The 11881-nt window shown below is 63.8% G+C and carries 9 protein-coding genes; 3 read left to right on the top strand and 6 right to left on the bottom strand.

All coding sequences use genetic code 11. The annotated features are described in order from the left end of the window. Nucleotides 1-96: 96 nt before the first annotated feature. From murQ to murA, 3 genes are all read right to left on the bottom strand, one after another. On the bottom strand, nucleotides 97-1020 hold the full coding sequence (murQ, locus tag X773_RS50685; protein WP_023676046.1) for an N-acetylmuramic acid 6-phosphate etherase: 924 nt from the start codon (nucleotides 1018-1020) through the stop codon (nucleotides 97-99). A gap of 185 nt (nucleotides 1021-1205) precedes the next feature. Continuing rightward, a complete protein-coding gene (locus tag X773_RS50680; protein ID WP_023676045.1) occupies nucleotides 1206-2096 on the bottom strand; it encodes an N-acetylglucosamine kinase in 891 nt (296 codons plus the stop codon). Further along, a complete protein-coding gene (murA, locus tag X773_RS50675; RefSeq protein WP_023676044.1) occupies nucleotides 2093-3349 on the bottom strand; it encodes a UDP-N-acetylglucosamine 1-carboxyvinyltransferase in 1257 nt (418 codons plus the stop codon). The genes X773_RS50680 and murA overlap by 4 nt, the downstream gene beginning before the upstream one ends. A gap of 186 nt (nucleotides 3350-3535) precedes the next feature. On the opposite strand from murA, the gene X773_RS50670 reads away from it, so the two are divergent. From X773_RS50670 to X773_RS50660, 3 genes are all read left to right on the top strand, one after another. Then, on the top strand, nucleotides 3536-4384 hold the full coding sequence (locus tag X773_RS50670; RefSeq protein WP_023676043.1) for a MurR/RpiR family transcriptional regulator: 849 nt from the start codon (nucleotides 3536-3538) through the stop codon (nucleotides 4382-4384). Between the two features lie 242 nt (nucleotides 4385-4626). After that, entirely contained in the window at nucleotides 4627-5736 is a 1110-nt protein-coding gene (locus X773_RS50665) for a carbohydrate kinase (RefSeq protein ID WP_023676042.1), read from the top strand. Between the two features lie 12 nt (nucleotides 5737-5748). Beyond that, entirely contained in the window at nucleotides 5749-6678 is a 930-nt protein-coding gene (locus X773_RS50660) for a pseudouridine-5'-phosphate glycosidase (protein WP_023676041.1), read from the top strand. Nucleotides 6679-6713: 35 nt separating this feature from the next. On the opposite strand, the gene X773_RS50655 is transcribed toward X773_RS50660, so the two are convergent. The 3 genes from X773_RS50655 to X773_RS50645 form a co-directional block, all read right to left on the bottom strand. Then, nucleotides 6714-8060, bottom strand: coding sequence for an FAD-binding oxidoreductase (locus tag X773_RS50655; protein ID WP_245274678.1), 1347 nt, complete (start codon nucleotides 8058-8060; stop codon nucleotides 6714-6716). A 313-nt stretch (nucleotides 8061-8373) separates the two neighbouring features. Continuing rightward, on the bottom strand, nucleotides 8374-9630 hold the full coding sequence (locus tag X773_RS50650) for a VWA domain-containing protein (RefSeq protein ID WP_023676039.1): 1257 nt from the start codon (nucleotides 9628-9630) through the stop codon (nucleotides 8374-8376). Next, nucleotides 9623-11881: a DUF5682 family protein gene (locus X773_RS50645; RefSeq protein ID WP_023676038.1), complete on the bottom strand. Its 2259-nt coding sequence runs from the start codon at nucleotides 11879-11881 to the stop codon at nucleotides 9623-9625. Before X773_RS50645 ends, X773_RS50650 begins: the two co-directional genes overlap by 8 nt.

Below are 11881 nucleotides of genomic sequence, written 5' to 3'. Positions count from 1 at the left end.
CGTCTCCCATTATTGTTAAACCAGATGCCTTGCAGTTCCCCGGACCGCTTCAAAGGGACACACGCCCCGGAACATCGGCCCAGTATCCATGCGGTCTTACACCGTCTTTTCGCCTATCGCCTTGCGCAGGAAACCTCCCGCGTTGGCAAGCGCCTTACGTGCTTCTTCGACACCCATGCCGGTGATCGTCACCAGGATTGCCAGTTTTACATCATTGCCGGTCTGGTCGAGTGCCTGTCGTGCCTGCTGTGCCGCGCAGCCGGTCGTCTGCATCACGATCCTAACCGCCCTTGCGACAAGCTTCTTGTTGCTTGGATTGAGGTCAACCATCAGGTTCTGATAGCTCTTGCCGATGCGGATCATGCTGGCGGTAGACAGCATATTGAGCACCAGCTTTTGCGCGGTTCCCGATTTCAGCCGGGTCGAGCCGGTGAGGACCTCCGGGCCAACCACCGGAGAGATGCCAATATCGGCAATGCCGGCAATGGTCGATCGAGGATTGCAGGACAACGCCACGGTGGTGGCTCCCACTTCCTTGGCATAGGTCAGGCCACCGATGACATAAGGTGTGCGTCCGCTGACAGCGATGCCGACCACCACGTCGCCAGCGGTCAGCTTGATGTCCTGCAGCGCCTTTATTCCCTGTTTCGGATCGTCCTCGGCGCCTTCCGCAGAGTGCATCAGCGCGTCGACGCCGCCGGCGATCAGGCCCACCACCATGTCCTCGGGTACGCCGAAGGTCGGCGGACATTCCGAGGCGTCGAGGACGCCGAGCCGGCCGCTGGTGCCAGCCCCCATATAGACAAGGCGTGCACCGTTCTGGAACGCGCTCACGATCCGGTCCACGGCCGCAGCAATATCGGGGATGACCTTCTCGACGGCTGCCGCAACGCCTTTGTCCTCGTCATTGATCTTGCGCAGCACCTCGAGGGTCGGCAACAGATCGATGTCCATGGTTTTCGGGTTCCGGTCCTCGGAAATCAGCCGCTCCAGCTCCGACATCAACCCTTGTTCGACCACTTCGCTTACTTTCAAGTGCGACTGCGAGCAGGACTGTGATGCCCGCGGCAAGCGGCGTCCAGTGCCTGCACCTGGCCGTCGGCTCCGTACCGGCTGCGCCGGTTCTGTTTCGTTAACTTTTTAGAATTCGATATTCCCTCTGTCAACGGAAAGTAGGAATATTATATTCCTTGCCGAGCAAGGCATCACTGGCGGCAGAGGGATTGTCTGGCCAGGATTATGGCTCCCGAAACCGCATCGCCGTCGGCCGGCTTCAGCCGTCGGCGGACGTCGGGAGCGAGCCATGGCTCAAGCGGGCTGGACAACCCACCGAGCAACGTAATCCGCGGCGCGCCTTTTTCGAACAGCACCCGCACGAAGGTGTCGATCTGCTCGGCAGCGCCTTGCACGATCCGCCGACCGGCCGGATCGCCCTGGTCGGCATGGCGGATCACCATCGGCGCCATGGCGGCATAGTCCGTCGCGCTGGCGCGGTCCATCCAGGCCACCGCCTCGAACGGATCGTCCTTGAAGCGCTGCATCACCTCGGCCAGCAGCGCCGTCCGCTCATGCCGGCCGTCATGGGCTCGCAAGGCGAACTGCACTGCCTTCAGTCCGAGATCGGCGCCGCTGCCCTCGTCGGAAATCGGAAAACCGTAGCCGCCGACGCGCAGGTCGCGCCCTTCGACAAAGCCGAGCCCGATCGAACCGGTCCCGGCTATGACGATGGCGCCGTCCTGGCCGGAATGCGCGCCAAGGCAAGCCGCGACGCCGTCGCTGACGAAGTCGATGCTCGCAAAGGGTTGTTCGATGGCATGAAACGCCTCGAGCGCACCCTTACGGCCGATGCCGGCAACACCGATACCCGCGCGGATCCTGGCGATTTCCGCCGCCGCGAACCCTGCCTCTTCGATCGCCGCGCCAAAGGCTTTGGCAATCGAGGCCCAGGCCACCTCTATACCGAGTCGCGTTGTCGCCGGGCCCGACAGGCCTTGCCCGAGCACGGTTCCTGCTTCGTCTTCGATACGCGCCCGGCAGCCGGTTCCGCCGCCATCGACGCCCAGGAAATAATGCGGAGACGCCCCACCGGCACTCATTGCCTTATTCGTTCGATCTGGGCGCCGCACAGCCGGAGCTTGCGGTCCAACTGCTCGTACCCGCGGTCGAGATGATAGACGCGATTGATCGTCGTCTCGCCCTCCGACACCAGCGCTGCCAGCACCAGCGAGACGGAGGCGCGCAAGTCGGTCGCCATCACTTGCGCGCCCTTCAGCTTCTCGCCTCCGCGCACCAGCGCCATGGTGCCTTGCAGCTTGATATTGGCGCCGAGCCGCATCAGTTCAGGCACATGCATGAAGCGGTTCTCGAAGATCGTCTCGCGCAACAGCGAAGCGCCCTCGGCACAGCACATCAACGCCATGAACTGCGCCTGGAGATCGGTCGGAAAGCCCGGATAGGGCTCCGTCGTCACGTCGACCGCCTTGAGCGGCCCGTCTCTCGATACGATCAGCCCGCGGTCGCCCGGCCATATTTTCACACCGGCTGCTTCGAGCAGCTGGACGACGGATGCCATGTGCTCGAGCCGCGCGTGGGTCAGCTCGAGCTGACCGCCGGTGATGGCCGCTGCGACGGCATAGGTGCCGGCCTCTATCCGGTCCGGGATGATGTCGTGCGTGGCGGCGCGCCAGTCTGTGCTGCCCCCGATCAGGATGCGGTGCGTGCCGGCGCCCTCGATCCGCGCGCCCATGGCGTTCAGGCAGGCGGCAAGATCGGCCACCTCCGGCTCGCGGGCCGCGTTGAGGATCTCGGTCTCGCCGTTTGCCGTCGTCGCCGCCATCATCGCCGTTTCGGTCGCGCCGACCGATGGCGAGCTCAAAATGATGCGCGCGCCTTTCAGTCTGCCCGGCGCAGACGCGACGATCAGTCCGTTTTCGATCGCGATATCGGCGCCAAGTGCGGCAAGTGCGGCGACATGCATGTCGACCGGCCGTGCGCCGATCGCGCAGCCGCCAGGCAGCGAGACCCGGGCATGGCCGAAGCGGGCAAGCAGTGGACCGAGAACCAGCACCGTCGCGCGCATGCGCCTGACGGTATCGTAGCTTGTCTCCCTGGAAGCGGCAGCACTGGTATCGATTGTGGCGGCATGCGCCGATCTGGTGACTTCGGCCCCATGAAGGCCGACGACGCCAAGCATGTTGTCGACATCCGTCACCTCAGGCAGGTTGGTCAGCTGCAGCGGATAGGGGCTGAGCAACGCCGCCGCTATTTGCGGCAAGGCCGCGTTCTTGGCGCCGGAGATCGTCACCGCGCCCTCAAGCCTGTGCCCGCCGACGATCCGCAATTTGTCCATGGCTCTGACCTAATCCCGAGCTGTCGGCGTGTCTACGATCTTTCATGTCCGAATCGTCGACATGCCCGAAGGCTGGGCCGCAACCGCACCAGTCGAGATTTGATGGTTCATTCTTGGCTGTCAATCAGAGACGGAATAATTTATTCCTTGGCTTGGCATTGTCGATGACAGGCAATGGAGGAACGCATGTCCGTCCTGAAGAAGATCGAGGCCAAGCTCGAAGTCATGGCGCCCGGCGACCGCGAGATCGGTCGGTATATCGTCGATAATCCCGACCAGATGCTCCGCCTGTCGACGGCGGCGCTTGCCGCCGAGATCGGCCGGAGCCAGTCGAGCGTCGTCAAGTTCAGCCAGAAGCTCGGCTATTCCAGCTATCAGGAGCTTAAGCTCGCCGTCAGTGAGGCCAAGTCGCAGGAATGGCACGTGCCGGCCGGCATGATCCACGGTTCGATCGAGGTCGACGACAGCTATCTGGTCATCTTGCGCAAGCTGATCGGCAGCAAGCTCTTGTCGATGCAACAGACCGTCGCGGCCAACACCGAGCAGGAAATCGGCAAGGCCCTCGAAGCGTTGAACGGTGCGTGCCGCATTCATTTGGCCGGCGTCGGCGCATCCTCGCTGGTGGCGCGCGATTTTTCCTACAAGCTGATGAAGCTCGGCCGCAACGTGCTGCACGACAGCGACAGCCATGTGCAAATGGCCAATGTCTCGACGCTTGGACGAGGTGACGTGCTGTTCGCGCTCTCCTATTCCGGGGCGAGCATCGAAACCCTGCGGATAGCTGAACTTGCCCGCAAACGTGGCACCACCGTTATCGCCGTCACCGGACTTCGCGACAATCCGCTGAGCCGGGTTGCCGACATTCGCCTCCACACGATCGCCGATGAAGAGCGCGCGCGCTCGTCATCGATAACTGCGCGTGATGCACAACTGACGCTGACCGACCTGCTGTTCATCCTGCTCGTGCAGAAGCAGCCTGACGCCAACGAATACGTCCACAACAGCGAATTGGCCGTCTCGGTGCTGAAGGCTTAGCGCTCTTCGCCGTCTCGCGTTAAGGCCTCAGTTCCTCCCTGGCGCTGCACGCCGACAAGAGCAACTTTCGTCCTCCTTGGTGAAATAGCTTTCTTCAATGTGCTCACCCGCTTTCTTCGTCCGGCTGGCAGAGAGTCGCGGGAGCGCCGATTGGTCAAATGCCGCCGGTCGAAACAAATGTTGACAATGTCATCTGTTGTTGCGAAAGCGTTCAGCCTCGAATTTGACGGCCGGGTGAGACAATGGACGACCTTGGAGCACAGGAACAAGCGGTTCTCGACCTCATTGCGGCGAACCCATTCGCCGGCCAGCAGGACATAGCAACGGTGCTCGGCATCGCCCGCTCGACGGTCGCGGCTCACATCGTGCAACTCGTCAACAAGGGATACATTCTCGGCCGTGGTTACGTCTTGCCGACGTCCAAGCGCATGGTCTGCGTCGGCGGCGCGGTGCTCGACCGCAAATACCACGCCAAGAAGGATCTGATTTTCGAGACGTCGAACCCGGTCGACGGCTATCGCAGCTTCGGCGGGGTTGCCCGCAACGTCGCCGAAAACCTTGCCCGCCTCGGCGTCGACATAAGCTTCGTCTCGATCGTCGGCGACGATGAAACCGGCCGCTCAATGGTGCGGCATCTGCGCGACCTCGGCGCCGATGTCAGCCAGGTCATCACCACCGCGGAACGGCCGACGGCGGAATACGCGGCCATCCTCGACCGCAACAACGACCTCGTGCTCGGCATTGCCGACATGGAGATCTTCGATCTGTTTTCGTCGTCCTATCTCGACCGCTTCTGGCCGCATCTGGCTTCGGCGACATGGGTGTTCATCGACTGCAATCTGCCGGCTGCGACCCTCGCAGCACTGATCTCGCGCAAGCAGGCCGCGCGCTTCAAGCTCGCCGTCGACGCGGTCTCGTCGCCGAAATCAGCGCGCCTGCCGAAGGACCTGACGGGCATCGATCTTCTATTCACCAATCATGACGAGGCCAATATGATGCTCGGCATGACGGATGCCGACAAGCGGCTGACGCCGGAGGAAGCAGCGGCAGCGCTGCGCGCGGCCGGCGCCGGAGAGGTGATCGTGACCGTAGGCGCGCATGGATTTGCCGTTGCGACCGAGAGCGGTGTGACGAACATGCACTCCGTCCCGGCCCAGCCCGTCGACATCACCGGCGCCGGTGACGCGATGATCGCCGGCACTCTGTACAAGGTGCTTTCGGGTGAGCCGGTCGCTCATGCCGTGCGCACCGGCGCACTGCTTGCCACACTGACCACCGAGAGCGAATCCAGCGTCCATCCCGATCTGTCGCCGCGCTTCCTTGCCGCCGGCATGTACCGCATTCCTGCCTGAAAGCGAGATGATATGAAACCTTTCCTTGTCCACCTGAACGATGAAGTCGCTGCTGCGCTTGATGAAGGCCGCGCGGTGGTGGCATTGGAATCGACGATTATCACCCACGGCATGCCATATCCGGCCAATCTGGAAACTGCCCGTGGTGTCGAGACCGTAGTGCGTGAAAACGGCGCCGTGCCCGCCACGATCGCAGTGGTCGCCGGCAAGATCAAGGTTGGCCTCGACGACCGTGAACTGGAAGAGCTGGCAGCGGCAAAGGGCGTGGTCAAGGCTTCCGGGCGCGATCTCGCCGCCATCATGGTGCGCGGCGGCTCGGCCGGAACCACCGTCTCGGCGACGATGCGGATCGCCGCTTTAGCCGGGATCGGCATTTTTGCGACCGGCGGTGTCGGCGGCGTGCATCGCGGCGCCGAAGCCACTTTCGATATCTCCGCCGACCTGACCGAACTCGGCCAAACCGGCACGACCGTCGTCTGCGCCGGAGTTAAGTCGATCCTCGATATTGCGAAGACGCTGGAATATCTGGAAACTCAGCGCGTGCCGGTGATCGCCTATGGGAGCGATGATTTTCCGGCTTTCTACACCCGCTCCAGCGGGCTCAAGGCCGATCATCGCCTCGACACGCCCGACGAGATCGCGCGAGCCATGCTGCTGCATGACGAGATGGAATCCGGCACCGGCATTCTCGTCGCCAACCCTATCCCCGAAGCGGACGCGCTCGATCCGGCGTTCATCGACGGCACGATCGCAGCGGCCGTGGCTGAGGCCGAGAAGCGCGGCATCGGGCGCAAGGAACTAACGCCATTTCTGCTCGCACGCATCAATGAGCTTTCGCAAGGCCGCAGCCTGAAGGCCAACATCGCGCTGGTCCGCAACAACGCCGCGCTTGCTGCCCGCATTGCGGTTGCGCATGCGGAATTGAAGAGCGCGACCAGATAGAGACAGTATCCGGCCAGCGCTACCGGCCTTCGATTTCAGCCCGGCGCCAGGTCGAAGATGCGCCCGGCATTGAGGATGTTGTTCGGGTCGAAGGCTGCTTTCAGGCGGCGCATGGCCGCGATCTCGGCGTCGCTGCGCACAAGGTGCAGCCATTCCTTCTTGTCGAGGCCGATGCCATGTTCGGCCGAAACGCCACCACCGGCGGTGGCAACACCGCGGTACACGATGCCGTATGCGGCCGCCGGATCCGCGGTGCGGACCTGATAATGCAGATTGCCATCGCCGAGATGGCCGAAGACGTAGATGTCGGCGCCAGGGTCGACGGCCCTGATGGCGGCTTCTGTTTCGCCCAGGAAAGTCGCCATTCTCGCCAGTGGGATGCTGATATCGACGCCGATCAGGCCTGCCATCGAAAACAGGAAACGGTTGGCCTCTTCTCGCACCGCCCAGAGCGCCCGGAATTCGCGCGGCGATTGCGAGACGACCACGTCGTCGATCACGCCATCTTCAACCGCCTGCATCAGCACCGCGGCAAAACGTTCGCCGTCGCGGTCGGGCTCGCTGCCCTGTATCTCGGCAAGCACATAGACGGGCGAGCCGGCGGGCAGCGGCGCCGGCGCCTCCATGCCGGCGATCATGGCGCCATAGAGCGGTGCGAAATTCACCTCATAGGCCGACAGCAAGGGCCCGAGCTTCCGCCTGAGCAGCGCAAGCAACGTGATCGCCGCGTCGAGCGAAGCAAGCGCGCAGAAGGCGTTGATCTCGGTGGCCGGCTTCGGATGCAGCCGCAGGCATGCGCGTGTGACCACGCCGAGCGTGCCTTCGCTGCCGATGAACAATTGGCTGAGATCGTAGCCGGAGTTGTCCTTCGCCAAACCCTTGAGCGAGGTCAGAATACTGCCGTCGGCAAGCACCGCTTCCAGCCCAAGCACCTGCGCCCGGTACATGCCGTAGCGCAGCACACGGATGCCGCCGGCATTGGTGGCGACATTGCCACCGACGGTGGCCGTGCCGCGCGCTCCGATGTCGACGCCGAACAGCAAGCCGGCCGCATCGGCGGCTTCCTGCACCGCTTGCAGCGGCGCGCCGGCCTCGGCGATGATGGTCGCCGCCTCGCGGTCGAGAGCTTCAACGGAAGTCATGCGCTCCAGCGACAGCACAGCTTCGCCGGGTTGGATGCGAGCGCCGCTGGCAAGCCCGGTCCGGCCCCCCTGGACCACAAGCCTCTGCCCCGCCTCATTGCACAGGCGCAGTATGTCCGACACCTCGCCGGCAGTGCGCGGTCGCAGCACGACCTCCGGCCGCGCACCGGTCTTGCCGTCGGGGTCTTCCCTGTAACGCGGCCCGGCCTCATCTGCCGAGACGATCGCCGACCGATCCAGCCGACCCTCAAGTCGCGACAGAAGTTCGGCGGTTCGCGAGGAGAGGGCGCTCACGGATGCTATTGGCGCGCAGATATCGATGCAACGCACGCGAAGACCGCTGAGGNGTTCGCGAGGAGAGGGCGCTCACGGATGCTATTGGCGCGCAGATATCGATGCAACGCACGCGAAGACCGCTGAGGATTGCAGGAGCGGCTTGACGCGAATTTCGCTGGAAAGAAAACATGCGGAAAACCCGCCAAAAATGCAGTCGGTTGCTGTCGCCATGCACCGCTCCTGTAACAGGTCGACCATAGGCGCGGACCGCGTTTTGTCAAACTGTGGCAGTTGGTGATGGGTGGCTCGACGCCTGCGTTTCGGCGCGGACCACCTTGATGTCGGCGCCTGCCGCCCATGCTCCGATATCGTCGCGGCGTAAGGCCGCAGCCATCATGTCCGGAAACAGATCCGGCGTGCAGGCGAAGACGGGAATACCAAGGGCTGCTACCGAGCCTGCCATTGTTGGATCGTAGCCGGGCCGGCCTTGATCGGTCAGCGCCAGAAGCACGACGACATTTACGCCGGATCGAACCAGCGCTGCCAGTCGCCGCAGCAGTTCCTGGCCATTACCGCCTTCATAGAGATCGGTGATCAGCACCAGATGCGACTTGGTGGGCCGTTCGATACGGTCGGCGCAATAGGCGACCGCCTGATTGATGTCGGTGCCGCCGCCAAGCTGCACGCCGAACAGCACCTCGACGGGATCGCTGAGCTCTTCGGTCAGGTCGACGATCACCGTATCGAAGCAGACAAGCTTGGTGCGCACAACCGGCAGCGAGGCCATCACAGCCGCGAAGATCGAGGCGTAGACCACCGAGCTTGCCATCGAGCCGGACTGGTCGACGCAGAGAACGACCTCATCCAGATCGACAAGCCGGCGCTGCTTGCGCATGAAGCCGACCAGTTTCTCCGGCACGATGGTCCTATGCTCGGGTTGATAGTGGCGAAGGTTCGCCGAAATAGTGCGCTGCCAGTCGATATCGCGTGCACGCGGGCGGTTGGTGCGTCTCGATCGATCGAGAGCGCCGCGTATCGCCTCGGCGGTCTTCTGCTCCAGCTTCTGCATCAGCTTGCCGACGATATCGGCAATGATCGTCCGGGCAATGTCCTTGGTCTTGGCCGGCATGACCGAGCGCAGCGAAATCAGGTCGGCGACGAGATTGACGTCCGCCTCGATCGCCTTGAGGAATTCCGGTTCCATCAGCATCTGCTTCAGGTCCAGCCGTTCGAAGGCGTCCTTCTGGACGATCTGGACGACCTGCGCCGGAAAGAAGGAGCGGATGTCGCTCATCCATTGTGCAACGCGCGGCGCCGACCGGCCAAGGCCGCCACGCCGCTTGCGTGGGTCGGCAGAAGCGGCGCTAATGCCGTCGCCGTAGAGAGCGTCGAGTGCCGCCGAAAGCCGTTTGTCGTCGCTGGAAAGTGCCCCAGACGTTTCGTCATCGGCGCCGATCGCCAGTCGCCAGCGGCGCTCCCTTCCGCCATCGGCAGTGAGCGGGCCGGGTTCGTTCATTTCGGCCTCGTCATCCATTGCCGGTTTCTCCGTTGAGCAATGGTCCAAGCAGCCCCAGGTGCTGGCGCCATGCCTCGCCGCCATCCGGCGTCGGCGTCAGGCCAGCCGGCAAGCGCGCGGCGCGGCCGAGGACCGCTTCGATCAGCCGGCGGCGTTCCATGCGATCCAGATTGGAAAAGACGCGGCGCAGCAACGGCAGGTGCGCGATGAAAGCATCTTCGTCCAGGGATCTGAGCCACCCATCGACCGCACCGCGCAGACCCTCGTCATAAATCAGCCGTTGACCGGCTGTGCTGAAGAAGCCTTCGAAGAACCCGGCCGCGTCAGTGACAGGCGTCCCCGGTGACAGGCGTCGCCCGAGCAGCCCGGCAGCGGCTTCGGCGGACAGGCGACCAGCTTCATACAGCAGGTGTGCGGCGCACCCGGCCAGCAGCGCCGTCGACCGTGACGCCTCCAGTACGGCCGCCAGCCCGTTGCGCCATCCGTCCAGCACGTCTTGGCCGGGTTCGACCAGCCTGATCGCCTCATCGGCCTTGCGCATCGCACCAACCAGTGTCGCGGCGGCCTGCTCATCCAGATCGCGCGCAGCGTAGGGAAGCGCGATCGCACCTTCGACGATCAGCCGCTCCATGAGGCCGGACAGCCGGTCCGTTTGCGTTTTGCGGGCCTCGCCGTAGCGGACAATGTCGGCGAGCGGCGGCACCGACGCCAGGATCTCCAGGCATTCACTGCTGCGCGCCGCGCGTGCCTCCAACGCCGTGAGGCCGGCAGTCGATGCTTCCGACAGGCCTGCAGTGATGGCGCTCTGGACCAGTGCCGCAAGCGTATCGAGCGTCGCCGCCGTTTCGATCATCTGGATCAGGCGGCCATTGGCAGCCTTTTCGATGGTCGGCCCGTAGATCAGGTTCTCGACCAGACGAACGGCATATTCCGGTTCCCACGCTAGGGTCCACCGCTCGCGGAAGGTGCCACGGCTGCGACCGGCATCGGTCAGTCTGCCCCAATGCACACCAAGCACGTGCAGCCGATGCAGCAATGTCGAGCGAAACAGCCCGCTCTCGCTTCGCAGGTCGACCGACAGTTCCCGCTCCAGCGCCTCGGGTTTTAGGCGCGCCGCCTTTTGGCTACGCTGCAGATCCTCGATCAGTGGCGCCAGCGGTGTGTCGGGCGGAATTTCGCCGACGTCCGAACCCAGAAGCAGCTCGGCCTCGACCAGCCCCCACAGCAACGCTTCGCCGTTGAAGAGGGCGGCGATCGCGGCGTCGCGCAATTCCTCAAATCCGGGTTTCGGTCGTTCGCGAATCGCGGCTAGCGTCCGGGCGAGCCGCTCCGCTTCGATCAACGAAGCGGTCGAGATCAGGTGACCCTTCGCCCGCAGCACGGCGGCGATCGTCGCAAGCCACAGGGTCGCCGCATCGCGCCGGCCGCGCGTGCGCCAGAGATGCTTGCACCAGCCCGGTGCGACGACGCCCGCGCCATAGCCGTATCCCCGCGCCAGGCGCGGTCCCGTCCACGGTGCCCATGTCATTGTGCTCTTGCGCCGGGCAATTCCCTTGATCAGGACCTGATCGTTTTTCTGAGTGTGGGTGGCCTGCAGCGCCGGCACATGCCATGCCCCGCAGACGACGGCGATCGGCCCGTCGAACTGCTTACGCGCCTTGGCGATTTCGAGCCGCATATGCGCCTCGCGCTTGGCTTCGAACTGCGCGATCGGACCCTCACCATTCCGCAGTGTCGTCATCGCATCGGCGATGGCCGCAAATATGGGGCCGGGTTCCGGGTTCTGTTCAATGATGTCCGACCACCAGCTTTCGCCGTCCTCATAACCGGCGGCGTGTGCCAGCATGGCTATCGGATCACGCGGAAGCGGAGCCGCGTCACCATCCTCGGGGGCTTGGGTAGCTTCGGTCGCATCGGTGTCCTCCGCGCCACCGATCGCAGCAGTGGTGAACCGTGCCGATGACGGCAGGTCGATAAACTGCAACGTCGCCTTATTGCCCACAGCCCAAAGCGCCGCCTGGTATTCGGGCGAGAACTCGGCAAAAGGCCAGAAGCTTGTCGAAGCCGGATCGTCCTCCGGATAGCAAAGGAGCGCCACAGGCGGCTGCATTTCGGGGCGGGCCAGCATGGGCAGAAGCTCAGAGGCGTCGATCGGCCCCTCGATCAGCACGGCGACCGGGTTCAAATCCTTCAGTGCCTGCACCAGGCTGTCGGCGGAACCCGGCCCGTGATGGCGTATCCCGAAATAGGCAATGTCGCCGTGGCCCAT

The organism is Mesorhizobium sp. LSJC280B00, assembly GCF_000502835.1.
Taxonomy (GTDB): domain Bacteria; phylum Pseudomonadota; class Alphaproteobacteria; order Rhizobiales; family Rhizobiaceae; genus Mesorhizobium.
The sequence above is the reverse complement of the archived record's forward strand: the minus strand, read 5'-3'. Positions and strand labels throughout refer to the sequence as shown.